At 35.1% G+C, this 17,914-nt stretch carries 11 protein-coding genes and 1 pseudogene; 7 read left to right on the forward strand and 5 right to left on the reverse strand.

What is annotated here, in order from left to right:
* The first annotated feature begins 5 nt into the window (after positions 1–5).
* Both RM542_RS07460 and RM542_RS07465 read left to right on the forward strand, forming a co-directional pair.
* A complete protein-coding gene (locus RM542_RS07460; protein ID WP_311385111.1) occupies positions 6–2,339 on the forward strand; it encodes a sulfatase-like hydrolase/transferase in 2,334 nt (777 codons plus the stop codon).
* Between the two features lie 4 nt (positions 2,340–2,343).
* The gene (locus tag RM542_RS07465) at positions 2,344–3,675 is read left to right on the forward strand and encodes a YaiO family outer membrane beta-barrel protein (RefSeq protein WP_311385112.1); all 1,332 of its coding nucleotides are present in this window, start codon (positions 2,344–2,346) and stop codon (positions 3,673–3,675) included.
* Positions 3,676–3,682: 7 nt separating this feature from the next.
* On the opposite strand, the gene RM542_RS07470 is transcribed toward RM542_RS07465, so the two are convergent.
* Both RM542_RS07470 and RM542_RS07475 read right to left on the reverse strand, forming a co-directional pair.
* Complete coding sequence (locus RM542_RS07470; RefSeq protein ID WP_311385113.1) at positions 3,683–4,915, reverse strand: hypothetical protein; 1,233 nt, start codon at positions 4,913–4,915, stop codon at positions 3,683–3,685.
* Positions 4,916–5,446: 531 nt separating this feature from the next.
* Entirely contained in the window at positions 5,447–6,310 is an 864-nt protein-coding gene (locus tag RM542_RS07475; RefSeq protein WP_311385114.1) for an RNA polymerase sigma factor RpoD/SigA, read from the reverse strand.
* 243 nt (positions 6,311–6,553) lie between these two features.
* Between RM542_RS07475 and RM542_RS07480 the strand changes: the two genes are divergently transcribed.
* Both RM542_RS07480 and RM542_RS07485 read left to right on the forward strand, forming a co-directional pair.
* Positions 6,554–8,065 (forward strand): DEAD/DEAH box helicase, encoded by a 1,512-nt coding sequence (locus tag RM542_RS07480; protein ID WP_311385115.1) that lies wholly within the window; start codon positions 6,554–6,556, stop codon positions 8,063–8,065.
* Between the two features lie 56 nt (positions 8,066–8,121).
* Positions 8,122–9,357, forward strand: coding sequence for a glycosyltransferase family 4 protein (locus RM542_RS07485; RefSeq protein WP_311385116.1), 1,236 nt, complete (start codon positions 8,122–8,124; stop codon positions 9,355–9,357).
* Here RM542_RS07485 and RM542_RS07490 read toward each other — a convergent pair whose 3' ends face one another.
* A complete protein-coding gene (locus RM542_RS07490; protein WP_311385117.1) occupies positions 9,358–10,128 on the reverse strand; it encodes an SDR family oxidoreductase in 771 nt (256 codons plus the stop codon).
* 306 nt (positions 10,129–10,434) lie between these two features.
* Between RM542_RS07490 and RM542_RS07495 the strand changes: the two genes are divergently transcribed.
* A complete protein-coding gene (locus RM542_RS07495; protein ID WP_311385118.1) occupies positions 10,435–11,253 on the forward strand; it encodes a mechanosensitive ion channel family protein in 819 nt (272 codons plus the stop codon).
* 168 nt (positions 11,254–11,421) lie between these two features.
* Here RM542_RS07495 and RM542_RS07500 read toward each other — a convergent pair whose 3' ends face one another.
* Entirely contained in the window at positions 11,422–12,156 is a 735-nt protein-coding gene (locus RM542_RS07500) for a DUF6090 family protein (protein WP_311385119.1), read from the reverse strand.
* A gap of 180 nt (positions 12,157–12,336) precedes the next feature.
* Here RM542_RS07500 and RM542_RS07505 point away from each other — a divergent pair.
* A pseudogene (locus RM542_RS07505) lies at positions 12,337–12,573 on the forward strand (enoyl-CoA hydratase-related protein); the annotation flags it as partial.
* A 448-nt stretch (positions 12,574–13,021) separates the two neighbouring features.
* Here RM542_RS07505 and RM542_RS07510 read toward each other — a convergent pair.
* Positions 13,022–16,837, reverse strand: a complete 3,816-nt coding sequence (locus tag RM542_RS07510) for a T9SS type B sorting domain-containing protein (RefSeq protein ID WP_311385120.1) — start codon at positions 16,835–16,837, stop codon at positions 13,022–13,024.
* Between the two features lie 230 nt (positions 16,838–17,067).
* Between RM542_RS07510 and RM542_RS07515 the strand changes: the two genes are divergently transcribed.
* The gene (locus RM542_RS07515; RefSeq protein ID WP_311385121.1) at positions 17,068–17,910 is read left to right on the forward strand and encodes a 1,4-dihydroxy-2-naphthoyl-CoA synthase; all 843 of its coding nucleotides are present in this window, start codon (positions 17,068–17,070) and stop codon (positions 17,908–17,910) included.
* The last annotated feature ends 4 nt before the right edge of the window (positions 17,911–17,914 follow it).

The raw sequence follows: 17,914 nt of genomic DNA on the forward strand, positions 1-17,914 counted from the left end.
TAAAGATGAATACAAGTCAAAGAGAGAGGTATACATTAAAACAATATACAAGAATGATTATCGCTTTTTTCGCGTTACTCTTGGTATTGACCATTTATCAGTACACAACACTTTATTTTAAAGGTGTTGTAGATACTGTTTTAAGTGGTAGCTTTTTTATAGCTGTTGCACACCAACTGGGTTACGCATCGGTAATAGCTTTAATTCTAGTATTTCCATTTAATTTTTGGGAGAATTTTAGGCCAGCCTATGGTTTGAATTTAGTGTTCTCGATTTTGATAGTATTGCTGATTATTGAGGCTGCTCTAATCAGTTATTACTGTACGGCCCTAGTACCTTTAGGCTCAGATTTATTGGGGTATAGTTTTTCTGACATTAAAATGACAATTTCAAATTCGGGTGGTATTTCTATTTTACCGGTACTAGGACTTGTAGTCATTATCGTCTTGTTTTTTGTTATGTACAAAGTAACATCAAGGTATTATCATTACCTCGGGCGTATGTACCCGTTCACTATAATCTTATTTAGCTTATTTATCTCCACCTTGTTTTTAGATGGGAAACCTATTAATCAAAACAAAAGTCAATACTTAGCCTTAAATCTTTACAGTTCGACTACGGAGGATACCAGTTATGAAGCCAATGTAGAATACCCTTTAATTAAATCACAGCAAATAGAAGATGTGCTTGGGGGTTATTTTGATCTTAAAGAAGAAAAGCCTAATATAGTTTTTATTATTGTTGAAGGACTTGGTCGTGACTTTGTTGGAGAAGGAGCGGAGTTTGGTGGCTTTACACCATATCTAGATTCTTTGAGTACCAAATCGCTTTATTGGGAAAACTGTTTAAGTACTACGGGCCGTACGTTCGGCGTGCTCCCATCGCTAATGGGCTCGTTGCCCTTTGGTAAGAGCGGATTTATGGAGCTAGAGAAGTACCCTAATAAACTCACCCTATTTAGCATCTTAAAAAATAACGGTTATCATACTTCATTTTATCAAGGTACAAATAGCTCTTTTGATGGGGTAGATAGGTTCTTGTTAAGTGAAAACCTTGATTTTGTTTTAGATAAATCAGGTTTTGGTAATCAGTATAAACTGCAAGCTGAAGATGCTGCAGGTTCTTCATGGGGTTATCCGGACAAAGAGTTGTTTAAAAAGAGCATGAGTTTGCCAAGAAAAGAGAGTCAACCACGTGTTGAGGCTTATATGACCATTAGTAATCATGAACCTTTTATTCCCCCACAACAAGCATTTTATGAAAAAGAGGTAAAACAAATCATGTCTAAAAGCTTATATGATAGCAAGAGCGAAAAAATCATCAAGAAAAATAGTAATGTTTTTGCAACGCTTCTTTATACCGACGATGCCGTAAAATATGCAATAGAAGAATATCAAAACCAACCTAATTACGAAAACACCATTTTTATTATTACTGGCGATCACCGGCTAATTCCTATTCCACAACGGAATACGATGAGTCGTTTTCATGTTCCTTTAATTGTTTATAGTCCTTTGCTGAATACTTCAAGAAAGATGAGTTCGATTTCATCACATTTTGATGTCACCCCAAGTCTATTGGCAATGCTAGAGAATCAATATGAATTAAAAATGCCTAAGAGGGTAGCATGGATGGGCGGTGCACTAGATGTAGCTACGGAGTTCAGATCAACTAAGAACATCCCTTTAATGCGGAATAAAAATGAATTAAAAGAATATGTAAGCGGCGAAAAGGTTTTCTCTGACGGGTCGGTATTTGAATTGGATGAAAATATGGATTTAGGCACTTCTTTCGGCGGGTCAGGTATTGAAGATAGGCTAAAAGCCTTCAAATCAGTCAATGCTTATGTGACTACCAATGATAAAATTATACCTGATAGTTTAGCCATTTTTACTATAAAAACAGAAAAGTTTAGCAATAGCGAACTTGTATGGTTTAATAGCCTATTGAATGAATACGATTCAGACAAGTTATACTTTAAAGCAAGGGATTTTGCTTTCAAAAAAGAATATGATAAGGCTTTATTACTAGCCCGTTATATCCTTTCAGAGTCACCTAGTCATATTGATACTAAAATATTGACGGGTAGGGTAAATGCTTGGATTGGTAATCGTAAAAAATCGATTGAAATATTGAATGCTTGTACAAAAATTAACCCAAACTATATTGATTCTTATGCGGCCCTGTTCGATGTTTATTACTGGGACGACAGGCATAAAGAAGCTTTAGAATTGATAAACACTGTAAAACAAAACAGCTCAAGTGCTAATGAAATAGCTGATAAAATAGCCAGGGCACAACAAGAAGCTAAAAAAAATAGAATTGTAGCATCCAATTAGTTCAATGAGAAATTACCAACAAACATATTTTCTACTATTCTTAATAGTACTAGGTTCTAAAGTTTTTTCACAAGACTTGGCTTCAATGAATTTTGAAGACGATAATTTTGAAGAGGCGTATGAACTAGCGCATGAAGGCAAGTACAATTCTGCAAAAAAAATATTGGTAGACAACCCTTCAAGTACTTCAGAAAATCTTGATGCGCTGTTTCTACTAGCAAGCACGTATAGTTGGAATGGGCAATATGAAAAGGCCCGTAACGAATTCAACAAAATTCTATCACAAGACAAAAGCAAGCGTGGTGTATGGATATCGGCTATTAAGAACGAGCTCTATGCAAAAACCAATGCTATTGCCTTAGGTCTGGCTAATAAAGCTCAGGTTTATATAGAACATGATAAAGAGCTGCAAAGATTAATAGACTTGGCGATGGAAGGAATTTCTAATACCAAGTATGCCGAGAAAGGTTGGTATAATGTAGAAACCAATCTTAAAAGTGCAAAGGCCTTAAAAAAGCAATTAAAGAACGAGACTAAAAAGGGTTCCAATAAAAAAGAGGTTGCTGAAGATAAAGAGGCTAAAAGTGATGAAGCCGATATAGAACCCAAGAATAGGATAGGGGTCAACAACGCCTTTACCATATTTAATGAGAGATACGATCCTGTAATTTTTTCAAGTGTCTCTTTTAGAAGACAAACAAAAATAGGAGCGCTCATTCCTAAAATAAACTATAGCAACCGTAATGGAGTGCATGGTTTGCAGTATGATATTGATTTTTACCCAAAATTTCTAAAACGATTTTACGCCTATTTAAATTATGGGTATTCTAACGCATCTATATATCCCAGTCAAAAATTTGGCGGTGATATTTACATGAACCTACCTAATGCTATGGAGTTTTCTGCAGGGGGGCGTTATTTAAGTACAAGGACTCAAACGGTGAAAGCAATTACAAATTCGTTGGGGTATTACAAGGGTAACTATTATTATTCTTTACGTTCTTTTGTTTCACCACGAGAAGGGAATCTATGGAGTATTTCAGGTAATTTATTAGTACGTAAGTATCTGAAAGATGCAGAGAATTTTATGGGTGTAAGCATTGGAATGGGTTTCTCACCAGAACTACAGCAATTGATTGTTGGTGATGATTTATTGTCAGAGACTGTACTTTATGTAGAGTCGCAACGTATTAATATGCAATACCAATTTACAACAAAGAAATCTCCGAATATTTATAGAGCTAATTTGGGAGTAAGTAGACAAGAATTGGCTTTTGATTCTGGTAACTTCTTTTTTGCCATCTCTGCAGGAATGAGCTATCAAGTAAAATTCTAAAAAAGAATTAATCAAAGACCCACTTATCGGCATACATACCGTATACCAATCCGATTTCATTTTCTTGAACATATAGTTCGTCCTTACCAGGGTCAAAATTCACATTGTAAACATAGACTCTAATACCATGCTCCTTTAATTGTAGCATTAATTTGGTTTGTCCTTTTATAATTCGTCTTGAAACGGCAGCATGCTTAATATTATTAACTTTCAGATAATTGATTTTATCGCCTTTTAAGCTGAGTAGAGGTTCTTGTGATATCATGATGTTAATACCCTTTCTTGAAGCTTCGTCCATAGACATCATACTGAATAACTCCATAATTAGTCTGCTTTTATCAACAAAAGCTGCTGCAAACGACACCGGGTTATTCAACTTATCGGTAATTAATATGGCATCAGGATGTTCTGCAAACCAGGTATTGATACCCTTCATATCAAGGGTCGTATAGTCACCATATATTTTACGTTTCATAAACTCTTCATGGGAAGGAGGTAGGCTACCACTAAAATCAGTAAATCGTGACCACATTCTCCAATCGTGCGCAGCTACAAGTTTACCATCAGATGTTTTAATAATATCTAGTTCAAAAAGCCGAAATCCTTTTTTATAGTTTTCATCTAGGGCTTCTTTGGAATTGGTTGATTTTATACCATTTACTTCGCCACCTGCATGCGCAATGTAACGGTCATTGCTGGGTTCAAAATCATAAGTGATTTTAGGAAAGTAAACTCTTTTATCGGAAAGGCTTTTAGGAATCTGAATTGTTTGGCTTACCGTGTTATCATCTACCCTTTCTTCTATTTCTGCATTCAATGAATACATGATATAAGCTTGTCTACTTTTTAGTGTACTCAATTGCGCAAACCCCATTTGGGCCAACTCTTTAGCATTGGCTAAGGCACCTTTAACAGCGGAATCATGAGCTAGAATGGCAAAGGAAGCCTTATCAGCTAGCATGTTTTTTAAAATATCCGTTAGTTCATTTAGGGCATCTGGGCTGCCGTAGGTATCAAAACTTTTAAATTCAATGGTGTTGGCATTATTAAAGTGAATCAAGGTAAGCCCACGTTCTACGCTCTCATTAATACCATTTAAAACGAAACCACTTCGTTTTTTTACATTGAAACCATGACTGTTTATTACTAAGTCTCCTTTATCCTTTTCGCCATCTTGAGCAAAACCTGAACAAAGCGCAATACAAAGTAAAAAGCCGGTAAACTTTTTAAGTAAAAGCATCATCAATAATTTGATTTGTTTGGTAGGTTCAAAACCTTAGTAGTTAAACGTCTGATATAATGGCTTATTGCAGTTGAAATAAGGTCGGAAAGCAATAACTATTTAATTGAAGGTATACTCCTACAAATATTTTCACAACAACTTTTAAGCACTTCACCACAAATTATTGTTGTGACAAAATGTTTCAGATAAGTTTACGTTCAAGTGTAAGACCCAAATTTTAAAACCATATCTAAATGTTATACGATACCTACGGTGAAGAATACTTAGCTTTTTTACAAGAGCTTAATGAAATTTTGAGTTTGAACGAATTGGCAGAACTGGATTATCTATAACCTGCCTTTAAAAAATTGAGACTATGGAGAAACAAAATCAAGAAAACAGTGCTTACGTAAATTTCATTCAAAATTTGAATGACATACTAGTAGACTTTAATATTAATCAACTGAATTGTTCTTAAGTTTAGTGTATATCAGAAAAAAGGGGTTCTTTTTTAAAAGAACCCCTTTTTTTATGGAACAAAACGTAGGTTTAGCCCAAATAGGTTTTAAGAATTTTACTCTTTGAGTTATGACGTAACTTACGGATAGCTTTCTCTCTAATCTGTCTCACACGTTCTCTAGTTAAATCAAATGTACTTCCAATTTCTTCTAGTGTCATAGATGGTTGTTCGCCTATACCATAGTATAAACGTACCACATCTGCTTCTCTTGGTGAAAGTGTATCTAAAGCTCTATTAATTTCAGTGTTTAAAGACTGATGCATTAAATCTTTATCAGGCTTAGGTGATTCACCAGCACGCATCACATCATATAAATTAGAAGTTTCTCCTTCTTTCAGTGGCGCATCCATGGATACGTGACGTCCTGAATTTTTAAGCGACTGCTTTACCTCAGTTACTGTCATGTCTAACTCCTTAGCTATTTCTTCAGCTGATGGTGGTCTTTCATGAGCTTGTTCTAGGTATGAAAACGTCTTCTTAATTTTATTGATAGAACCAATTTTGTTCAACGGTAATCGAACTACTCTTGATTGCTCAGCTAATGCTTGTAAGATGGATTGACGAATCCACCATACCGCGTATGAGATAAACTTAAATCCTCTAGTTTCATCAAAACGCTTGGCTGCTTTTACCAAACCAACATTACCTTCATTAATTAAATCTGGTAATTTTAATCCTTGGTTTTGATATTGTTTTGCTACTGAAACGACAAACCTAAGGTTGGCATTCGTTAACTTTTCTAAGGCAGCTTGGTCACCTGTTCGTATTTTTTGGGCTAATTCAACTTCTTCTTGGGCAGTTATTAAATCAATTTTACTAATGTCTTGTAGGTATTTATCTAAAGATTTGGATTCGCGGTTAGTTACCTGCTTAATGATTTTAAGTTGCCTCATTTAAATTCTGGTTTTAATAAGTATATAAAAACTCATAATACATTTTTAGAACCATAATTCCAAATGACTTGAGGTAATCTTATAAAAATTTTATGAGCAACCCTATAAACTGCTGGCTATGACTGGCTTAATTCAATTGTTGATAGTATTGTAAATATTTCCATTTATGAGATAAAATTTAAGCTGAAAAATCTCCTAATTTTGTAAAATTGGTTATTCATCAGTTTAAAAAGGATTAACTCTTTGGAGGTAGAAAAAAAAGTTGCTAAAAAAACGCTTTACGATTATCAGTTAGAAGATTTAACAACAATCTTTAAGGAATTGGATGGGCTACCCCAGGGTAGTAACCTCTTGTACCAATTACCTACTGGTGGCGGTAAAACCGTGGTTTTCTCTGAAATCACGCGTCGTTATATTGAACAATCTAAAAAGAAGGTGGTTGTACTTACTCATAGAATTGAGTTAAGCCGACAAACCTCTAAAATGCTTCATGATTTTGGGGTTACTAATAAAATTATCAATAGTGAGGTAAAAGAACTAGAAGACCAAGACGAGTTCATGTGCTTTGTAGCCATGGTGGAAACCTTGAATAATAGGCTTCAAGAAGAAAAGGTTACACTAAAAGATGTTGGTTTGGTGATTATTGATGAGGCACACTACAATTCGTTTAGAAAGCTTTTTAAATATTTTGAAGAAGCAACCATTCTTGGGGTTACTGCAACACCGTTGAGCTCTAATATTAAGCTGCCAATGAAAGACCACTACAAGAAATTAATAGTGGGTAAATCAATTAAATCATTAATTGAAAATAACTTTTTGTCTAAGGCAGAGCTTTACAATTTTGATGTGAGCCTCAGAAGCCTAAAACTAGGTATACATGGTGATTACACGGTTAAATCTTCTGACGAGTTTTATGGGAACCAAAGTATGCTTGGTAAACTAGTAACCGCATACGAAGAGGTGGCCAAGGGTACAAAAACGCTGATTTTCAATAATGGTATCAATACTTCACATTATGTATACGAGACCTTTAAAAAGGCAGGGTATAATGTCAGGCATTTAGATAATAGAAATACAGCAGCAGAGCGTAAAGAAATTTTAGAGTGGTTTTCAGTAACCCCTGATGCTATTTTAAGCTCCGTAAGTATTCTCACCACAGGTTTTGATGAACCTACTGTAGAATCTATTATTCTAAATAGGGCAACAAAATCATTGACCTTATATTTTCAAATGATAGGTAGGGGGTCACGTATATTACCTAATAAAAATAAGTTCAATGTTATTGATCTTGGTAACAATATTGCGCGTTTTGGACCTTGGGATTCTCCAGTTGACTGGCAAGAGATTTTCCATTTTCCTGATTTTTACTTAGAGAATATTAAAAATGATGAGGAAATTGAGAAAGAGTTCATTTATCAAATGCCCGATGAGCTCAAAGTCAAATTCAATAAATCTTCTAATATTCATTTTGATATAAAGGCAGAGTACAAAAAAGTATTTGCCGAAGGCGGAAAATCAAAATTGGTACTGGAACGAAGCATTGAGCAGCATGCTGAAATATGTGTTGAGAATAGTGAAGATGTTTTTGATGCGCGAATTTTAGCCAAAGAATTGAAAGATGAAATCGCCTATCGCGTACGCCAATATTCGTACTGCATCATGAACAACACCAAGAACTATAAAGAGTGGCTTGAGGAAGATTATGAACGCAAACTACGGTCTAGTATTTCTAAAAAGTTTGCTCAAATGATGTAGTTAAAACGACAAGTTTTAAGCGCGAAATTCAAAAGGTAGATTTTTGAACTTGACAAATGAAAAAAGTGCTTTTTATTGGTTATCTCTGGCCTGAACCTAAAACTACAGCGGCAGGGCATCGGATGATGCAACTACTTGGAGCTTTTCAAGAGCAAAATTTTGAAATAGTTTTTGCAACTACTGCTTCAAAAACGCAGTATTCAGAGGACTTATCATCATTAGGTATTCAAACCGAAGCCATTGTTTTAAACGATGAAAGCTTTGATGTTTTTGTAAATAAAATTGCACCTGATATGGTCATTTTTGACCGTTTTATGGTCGAAGAACAGTTCGGTTGGCGTTTAGCAGAAGCTGCACCAAATGCTTTGCGAATTTTAAATACAGAAGATTTACATTCCCTTCGTAACAGTAGGCAACTAGCACTCAAAAAAGGGGAGGAGTTCACCACAACACACTGGCTTGAAAATGACCTTACCAAACGTGAAGTGGCTAGTATTTACCGCTCAGATTTGACCTTGCTGGTTTCTCATTTTGAGAAGCAGCTTTTAAAAGAGGCGCTAGATGTACCAGAACAATTGCTGTATCACTTACCATTTTTATTAGAGGAGATTTCCGGCTGCTCTCAAGAGGTCTTTCCAGCTTTTGAAGACCGGAGAGACTTTATCTGCTTTGGTAATGGTAAGCATGAACCTAATGTAGACGCCATTCGGTATTTAAAACAAGATATTTGGCCCTTAATTAAGAAAGATCTGCCAGAGGCTCAAGTTCATATTTACGGAGCCTATCTACCACAACAAGTGCAAGAACTGCACCAACCAAAAGACAGATTCCTTATAAAGGGTTGGATTGCCGATTTAGACACTGTATTAGAACAAACCCGAATAAACTTAGCACCCTTGCGCTTTGGTGCTGGCATCAAAGGAAAGCTAAGTCAGGCCATGCAAAATGGTACGCCATCGGTTACCACTTCTATTGGGGCTGAAGGTATGTTTGCAGGCTTGCCGATACCTGTAGAAATCGCTGATACACCTGAAGCATTTGCTCAAAAAGCAATCGCACTCTACACTAAAAAAATTGATTGGACAGCCAAACAAGAAGAAGGCATTGAAACGATCAACCAACTGTACTCCAAACAGCAGTTAATTCCTGCTTTTTTTGAAAGCTTGAATTCTCTCTATAAAGGGTTGGCCATGCATAGAAAGCAAAACTTTATTGGAGCGTTACTACAACATCAAACGATGGCAAGCACCAAGTATATGAGTAAATGGATTGAGGCCAAGAACAAGCCTTAATTACATATTGTAAACCCCGCCATTTATGTCTAGGGTGGCACCAGTAATAAAACCATCGTATTCTGAAGCCAAATATAGCACCGCTCTGGCTACATCATCAGCGTTACCAGCACGTTGTATCGGAATACCTGCGGTGGTGGCTGCAGCAGATTCTTTGGTGGTATGGGTGTTATGAAAAGAAGTACCCAATATCAAGCCAGGTGCTACGGCGTTTACACGAACACCTTCGCCACCTAATTCGGTAGAAAGGGCTCTGGTAAAGGTCAAAATAGCTCCTTTACTGGTAGCGTAGACCAAGGAGCCTGGGTGACCTCCTTTACGCCCTGCCAGTGAGGCTAAATTCACAATGCTACTATTTTCATTTTTAGCTAAGTACGGTCTAGCAGCTCTAGTTACTAATACCATAGATGTCATATTAATATCCATCACCTTTTGCCAAAAATCTGGCTCTAAATCGCCTAACAATTTACGTGCTACTAAAGACCCTGCGTTATTAATCAGAATATCTAAACCGCCCAAAGCCTCAACCGTTTTGTTGACTAGGTTTATGGCATCAACTTCTTTGGTGAGGTCACCGCTAATAGCAACGGCTTTTAAACCTTTACTAGTGGCATAGTCTGTTAATTCGTTGGCTGTTTCGGCGCTAGAAAAATAGTGAATGGCCACATGAGCACCAAGGTCAATAAAGTGTTTGGTAATAGCCTCGCCAATGCCTTGTGCCCCAGCGGTGATAAGAACATTCTTTCCGGTTAGTTTTGTAGTGCTTTGCATGAATATTTGCTAATGGTTATTGGTAAATTATTTTGTTTAATCTTTGGTATAGCTCAAAAGTAGCAAAAAATATAGTCCTGTTTTTCATTTGCCATAATGCTAACAAAAGAAGCTAATGGTGTTTTTTTTATGCTAAAGATTTGGGTCAGAATTTATGCAAGTATCAATAATAACAAAAGTATTGATGGCGTCTACAGGTATTGTTTTCATAGCTACTGAAATAGATACTTAAAACTATAGAAAAATGGTTAAAAGGAATTGGTAGCTCTCAAATTTATTATTTTTAAACGCTAATCATTTTGAACTATGGATCAAGTAAAATACTACGCCGAACTATTACGTGATAATGCCATTGCCTATGCACCGCGAGTACTGGGTGCTATTGTATTACTATGGCTGGGCTTTAAACTGCTCAAAAAAGTAGACAAACTATTGATCAATAGTTTAACCCGTCTAAAGGTTTCAGACACTATGCGACCTTTTATTATCTCCATGGTGAATACCGCTTTAAAAATTGTGTTGATATTAATAGCGGTCTCCATTTTAGGGGTAGAGCTTTCTGGCTTAGTAACGGTAGTTGCGGCTATGGGTTTTGCGATAGGACTGTCGTTACAAGGTAGTTTAGGTAATTTTGCCTCTGGTATACTCATCTTATTCTTAAAACCTTATAAGGTGCATGATTGGATTCAGGTTGATGAGAGCTTTGGCAAGGTAGAAGAGATTGGCATTTTTAACTCGGTATTGGTGACACCGGGTAATAAAACCTTGATTGTACCCAATTCAAAAATAACCGATGGGGTAGTAACTAACTATTCTGAAAAAGGCTGGGTACGTTTAGAGCTGAATGCTCATATGCCCTATGAAGAAGATTTTCCGAGAGTAGAGCAATTGATTGCGGATGCTTTGATTAATACACCATATGTGCTCAACGAACCAGTTCCAGAAATTGGTATTGAAAGTTTTGACAGCCATAATGTGATTTTAGCCATTAGGCCCTATGTGTTACCAGATGATTATTGGGAGGCTACTTTTGAGGTGCACAAAGCCGTAAAACGCGTTTTTCATGAGCATAATATTCGTGTGGCGTATTCTGAAGGTATTGAATTGGGCAGTATTGGGGGATAAGTGTTTTTGAAGTTTCGTTATCGTTTTTGTGAATGGTTAGTTGCGTGGTTAAGCAACTAAGTTAACAAACAAATCACATATAGAAATATTCCGCAGGAATGTTCGCCGGTCGGCTGTGACCAAGCAATTATTTATAGAAGTTGTTGTACTTTCAATGCTTATTCAATCTCAATTATTTTCAATTTCTCGGGTTATTAATTCTTTCAGCGCATTGGTCTGATTTAGAATATCTTTCGTAACCTTGATATGTCCTTGATTAACCCTTTTCATAAAATAAAAGGTGTTGACAATATTAACGGAATTTTTATCCCAATCAAACTCTGCAAAAAAATATTCTTTTAAGTATGAGTTACCACCACTTGGTAGTCTTTCAAAACTTTTTATAGACTGCTCTTGTAAAGTAGTACTATTATCTCTTATGATACGTATATAGTGTTTTTGTGCTCGATTTAAGTCTAATACTTCTTTATACACAGATTTCTTGATTAAATTCATATTGCCAGAATTTTGCAAGGCAAGGAATGTATTATTGTTAATATCATAATTATCATATATATTACTATCAATTTTACCGTGAATTATGATGTTTTGTATCGTATAGAGTTTAGCATCGGGTTTTTCTAAAATTATAATAGCACTATCTACTTGTTTTAATTGATTGGTTAGGTTATAAATTTGTTCTTCATAAAGTTTTGTGTCCAGCGATAAATCTTGTTTAAGTTGTAGTAGATAATCCTTACTTAATTCATCTTTTTTTCTATCTTCATTCCAGTTGTTAATCTGAAGTGCAATCAAAATTCCAATAACAACAAGAACAATCTCCCCGATAGCATATTTGAAATACTTTCCAGTTTTACCTTCTGAAAGTAAGTTTTGTCTAATTTTTCTAAAGAATTTTATCATTGGTTAGTGGTTGGTTATAATGAAACAAGAAGCATAACTAATTGGAGTTTCAATTCCATCTCAGCGGGTGATAACGAAGTTCGCTGAAAAAACTTACTTTTTTCATAATCGGCAGGTTATCTTATTCGTGGGTTTTTAACATAACTTCTTCTCATTATCTTTGTTGAAATTTTCTATTGTATGTCCACACCTAATTGGCAAAGCGCTATCGAATTTGAAGACATCACCTATAAAAAGAGTAATGGGGGTAGCCCGTATTGCTTTTAACCGCCCTAACGTTCGTAATGCATTTCGTCCTAATACCACTAGCGAACTAATTAAAGCTTTTTATGATTCGCAGAAGATACCTCAATTGGGGTAGTGCTACTTTCAGCTGAAGGCCCTTCTACTAAAGATGGTATTTGGTCTTTTTGTAACCATTTGCCAATAAAACCTGATTTATTCCAAATCGTCCGTTGTAATTTTTAAAATCAAAACGATATTCTATAAATTCTGAAATTAATATTTGCCTCAATACAAGCTATGTTTTTGTCAAAATCGTGTACGTTTTTCTGGGAATAGTTAATTCCATTATTTTCATTTAATTCTCACGATGCAATAATTTTGGTTATAGAACCACCACAACGCCAACTACAACGTTTTAAAAATTCAAGTTTTCAATTTAGGCTTTGATTCTCGTCATAATTTTCATAATCAAAGTGATCTGCATCTTTTCCTTGAATAGCATTAATTGCCCTAATATTCCATGAGAAAATTTTTGGACTTAAAACAAAAAATAGGGTACTTTTTTAAGACCTATGCTACATGCTCTAATTTATTAAATTCTTGCTCGACTTCAAAGGGAGTTTTATAAAACAACTTTGTCTTACTTTCTTATCAAACTAAAATGTCCTTTTCTGATTCTAAAAGTACCATCTGAATTTTTAAGTTGGGCAGTAAACCAATAATCAGTTGCAGGAAGTTTTTGTCCATTATAATACCCATCCCATCCGGTTGAAAAAGGATTGATATTTGCTACGATTTTACCAAATCTATCATAAATATGAATTATTGAACCTCCGTTAGAGTTATCGTTGATTCCTTTTACATTCCATAAATCATTTACGCCATCACCGTTTGGTGTAAAAAAATTGGGAAAACCAATTACAGAGACTTCAATTGAAGTAGTTCCGCAATCATTTTTAGACCGAATATAAATTGTATGAATTCCAGCAATTACATTATTAAAAACTGGTTCGTCTTGAAATATTCCAAATTCTTCATCTATTGAAAATTCGTAGTCTCCAATCCCTAAATTGGCTGTTGAAATAGTAATCATATTATTGTTAGAGTCATCAACAATTGTTATATCTGATAATGAGATAGAAGCCAACTCAGATTCAGTAATTATTATTTCTTGTTCAAAAGATGGACAGCCAATACTAGATGTTGCAATCACACTATAAATGCCACCTTCAGAAACTGTGGTTGAAGCACCAGTATCAATAAATCCATTGGGACCTGTCCAATTATAAGTGTAGACGTCGTCAGGGTTGTACGTCGTAATAACGAGTGTTGGGCTGTTATTAATACAAATCACATCTTCGTCTATTAATTCAAATTCTGGACGCTCACGAACGATAAATTCTACCGAAGTCTCATCAAAACAATTTGTATTTAATGGATTTTCTACTCGTACGGTAATTGTATCATTTCCTGTAAGAAAAGGATTCGGTAAAGGGCTAGGTAATATATTATCGTTACTATCAGTATATATAACTAGCATTCCGTTCTGACCATTTAAAACAGTGGTTTCTATAGAAGATGTATCAAAAGGATATTTACCATCTGTATCGTCATCACATTCGATAAAATCAGTAATAGGGTTCGCAACTGCTGCCGCATCTACTGAAAAAGAAATCGTAGTTTCATCATAACATGAGCCATCTGCATCTTGAGAAAGTGCATTTTCTACACGTGCAGTAATCGTTTGGGTAGCTGTTATAAAAGGATTCGGTAAAGGACTTGGGAGGACACTACCGTTTTGATCTATATAAATAACATTCACATTGGTTTGTGAGCCAATAATTGTACTTTCATAGTTAGAACTATCAAAAGCAAAAAGTCCATCTCCATCATCGTCACATTCATCTGGAATTGTTATCGGATTTGCCATCGGAACTTCTTCAACATGCAAGGTTATATGGCTTCCAAGGCCCAAACAATCGTTATCTAATAAGCTATCTACTCGGATGTAAATATTTTGTGTAATTGGATAGCCAACATTTCGATAATCAGTGATATCGGTAATTGAATTGTTTTCTGATAAAGCGTCTGCAAGGTTTCTATAATAGGTAATCACCAATTGCTGACCAACAGGAAATAAGGCCTCTATTTCTGTAGTTACAGTACTGAAATCAAATGATGAAATTCCGTCTGTAATAGTTCCAGCAATGTCATCATCGCATTCATAAAAATCTCGTGTAAAAGTCAACGGAATTTCTGTTGTAGAAATAATTAAATTGACTTGAGAGGTTTTAATACAATCATTTCCATTAACGATTCTTGCCCATATTGTATCTGTACTAGGAGTTGAATTTGGATAGTTTGTAGTATTCAAAATTGGACTATCCCCTAAAGTCGCATCTGTAAGTGTTTCGTGAAAAGTAATCGTTTCATTAATCTCATTTGTAGTGATTTCACCAATCACTTCTTCTAAATTGAAAAGACTAATACCATCTGTATTATCATCACATTGTCTAAGTTCAACAATTGGAGTGACTGTTGGTAATTCAAATACTTCTATCACAAAAGATGTTTGACCAGATTTACTTGGATCACTTGAATGAATTACATCAATGTATATAGTTTCTGATTGAAATGTATTTTCAAATACTTCAGGATTTAAAATTTGATTCGTTAATCCTAAATCTTCATAATAAGAAATTTGATAGTCAGACAGCGGTTCATTAATTAATAATTGATCTTCATTTTGTGTTAAGTCAAAAATAATAAGACCATCTGTATCTGATCCTACAGAAGTGTTATCACATAAAGATAAATTAGGCATATCCTGGTTAATTACATCACCAATTACTACGCCACAATCTTCATTAAATTTAGTAATTGTACCTTCTCTACCATTGAAACTTTGCGCATTAAGAAAATGCCCGAAATTTTCATAGTTTTGAGGTCCATTTGAATAAAACCATATGTTTCGGCTTATGTAATAATTGTCATTAGAATCTTTAAAAAATCCACTAATCCTATCTGAAACAAAATATTCTTGGTCATTAATTCCATTACTTACAACGCGGTTTAAATTTCCATCAGTATCATAAATCGCCAAAAAATAATCGTTTGGATAGAATGATGCTTGTATATTATTTCCATCTGAACTTAAAAACTCTACCTCTTCAGATAAAATATTAAAACCTCTAACGGTTCCCACTACAATAATTTCATCATTAGATTTTATTACTTTATATCCTGTTCCTGTGTAAGAGTCTGCAGCACCTTTAATCCATTCGCAGATTCCGTTAGTATTCACTTTAGCTAAAAAAAAAGTACCAACATGCTCTGAAGTAATAGAACCATCATTGTTTTCAAAAACTTGATCTGAAGAATTAATGCTTCTAGAGTCGTTAGATCCTGATATATATGAATTTCCTTGTTCATCTACAGCCATTGAATAGGCTAACACACCATCATTATTTGGGGAACTATTTATATAACTCTTAACTTTCCATCGAAATTGACCGTCTTTATCAAATTTAATTAAAAATGTTTTTGATGGATTTCCACTCCAAGAAATTATATTTGGATTATCTGTTTCGCCAGCAGAATAAACTTCTGCGTCAAAACTACAATATCCAGTCACATAAATATTATTGTTATTATCACTACCAATATCAATTAGAAACTCACTATTAGGGCCGCTAGTTTTAATACCAGTATACCAAAGCAATTCGCCTTCAGGATTAATTTTCAAGACACCTCTATTAACATAATTAAAATTATTACCCATAATTTCGAAGTTTGATAATTTATCAGTAATGACTCCGTTTAAATAAAAATCATGTGTGATATTATTGTAGATATTAACATCTCCACTTAATAATATATTATCTTCTTCATCAATGTTTATTCTTTTACTGTAAACATTATCAACGATAATATGCCACACAATTTTTCCATCTTCGTCGAGCTTTATAATGAAACCACCAAATACAGAATTATTTGAATTATTAAAATCTATTTCCGTACCCTCAGAATCAAAAAAAGTACCATTAATAGAATGTCCAATAACATATAGATTACCTTTGCTATCTTCGACAGACCCAAACATTACATCTCTATATGAGTTAACATCTTTTTCAGTATATACAATCCATTCTAGATTTCCGTCGTAATCATGCTTTGTTAAAAAACTTCCATCTTTATCTTCTAGATTAGTGTAATTATTATTGTCATTTGAATCAAAAGTTTGTTTATTGTATTGACCCGTCGTTAAAAAACCGCCAGTTACCTCTTCTAAATCAGTTGTTTCAGGGTCGTGGTAACCAGGGAATTCGGTATTATTATATTGACCATTATATATGTCAATTCCATTGTTGATTAATGTCCAACAATCTTCATTACTTTGGGCAGATAAAATGACAGTATAGAAGAAAATTATATAAAAAAGAATTTTATTTTTCATATTCTTCAAATATATAACTTATCCCAACCAACCTTCTCTATCAAGACTTCTATATTGTATCGCTTCTGCAATATTGTACCACGGTTCACTAAGTGGATTTTTAATTACATTTAACGGTTGATAACGAATTTTGTTGCAAAAATGAGTTTTACCCACTGGGCTCATTTTATCTTATTCACGGGTTTTTAACATAACTTCTTCTCATTATCTTTGTTGAAATTTTCTATTGTATGTCCACACCTAATTGGCAAAGCGCTATCGAATTTGAAGATATTACCTATAAAAAAAGTAATGGCGTTGCACGTATTGCTTTTAACCGCCCTAATGTACGCAATGCTTTTAGGCCCAATACCACCAGTGAGCTCATTAAAGCTTTTTACGACGCCCAAGAAGATACTTCTATTGGTGTGGTGTTATTGTCCGCCGAAGGCCCTTCTACCAAAGATGGTATTTGGTCTTTTTGTAGTGGTGGTGACCAAAAGGCTAGGGGGCACCAAGGTTATGTAGGGCAAGATGGCCAACATCGCCTAAATATTCTTGAAGTTCAGCGTATGATTCGCTTTATGCCCAAGGCGGTGATTGCCGTGGTGCCAGGTTGGGCAGTAGGTGGCGGTCATAGCTTACATGTAGTCTGCGACATGACCTTGGCCAGTAAAGAACATGCCATCTTCAAACAAACCGATGCCGATGTCACGAGTTTTGATGGCGGCTATGGGTCCGCGTATTTAGCCAAAATGGTAGGGCAGAAAAAAGCCCGTGAAATTTTCTTTTTAGGCCGTAACTACTCGGCCCAAGAGGCTTTTGAAATGGGTATGGTGAATGCTGTGATTCCGCATGACGAGCTAGAAGCTACTGCCTACCAATGGGCACAAGAGGTATTGGCGAAATCACCAACTTCTATTAAAATGCTAAAATTTGCCATGAACCTTACCGATGATGGTATGGTAGGGCAGCAGGTGTTTGCTGGAGAAGCCACGCGATTAGCCTACATGACAGATGAGGCTAAAGAAGGCCGTAATGCCTTTTTAGAAAAAAGAAAACCAGATTTTGGAGAAGATAAATGGCTCCCTTAAGTAG

Source organism: Croceitalea sp. P059, from assembly GCF_031846365.1.
GTDB classification, from domain to species: Bacteria; Bacteroidota; Bacteroidia; order Flavobacteriales; family Flavobacteriaceae; genus Croceitalea; species Croceitalea vernalis.

What these genes read in the sequence shown, in the direction of transcription:
- RM542_RS07460 (WP_311385111.1), top strand. Translation starts at nt 6, where the DNA reads ATGAATACAAGTCAAAGAGAGAGGTATACATTAAAACAATATACAAGA.
- RM542_RS07465 (WP_311385112.1), top strand. Translation starts at nt 2,344, where the DNA reads ATGAGAAATTACCAACAAACATATTTTCTACTATTCTTAATAGTACTA.
- RM542_RS07470 (WP_311385113.1), bottom strand. Translation starts at nt 4,915, where the DNA reads ATGCTTTTACTTAAAAAGTTTACCGGCTTTTTACTTTGTATTGCGCTT.
- RM542_RS07475 (WP_311385114.1), bottom strand. Translation starts at nt 6,310, where the DNA reads ATGAGGCAACTTAAAATCATTAAGCAGGTAACTAACCGCGAATCCAAA.
- RM542_RS07485 (WP_311385116.1), top strand. Translation starts at nt 8,122, where the DNA reads ATGAAAAAAGTGCTTTTTATTGGTTATCTCTGGCCTGAACCTAAAACT.
- RM542_RS07490 (WP_311385117.1), bottom strand. Translation starts at nt 10,128, where the DNA reads ATGCAAAGCACTACAAAACTAACCGGAAAGAATGTTCTTATCACCGCT.
- RM542_RS07495 (WP_311385118.1), top strand. Translation starts at nt 10,435, where the DNA reads ATGGATCAAGTAAAATACTACGCCGAACTATTACGTGATAATGCCATT.
- RM542_RS07500 (WP_311385119.1), bottom strand. Translation starts at nt 12,156, where the DNA reads ATGATAAAATTCTTTAGAAAAATTAGACAAAACTTACTTTCAGAAGGT.
- RM542_RS07510 (WP_311385120.1), bottom strand. Translation starts at nt 16,837, where the DNA reads ATGAAAAATAAAATTCTTTTTTATATAATTTTCTTCTATACTGTCATT.
- RM542_RS07515 (WP_311385121.1), top strand. Translation starts at nt 17,068, where the DNA reads ATGTCCACACCTAATTGGCAAAGCGCTATCGAATTTGAAGATATTACC.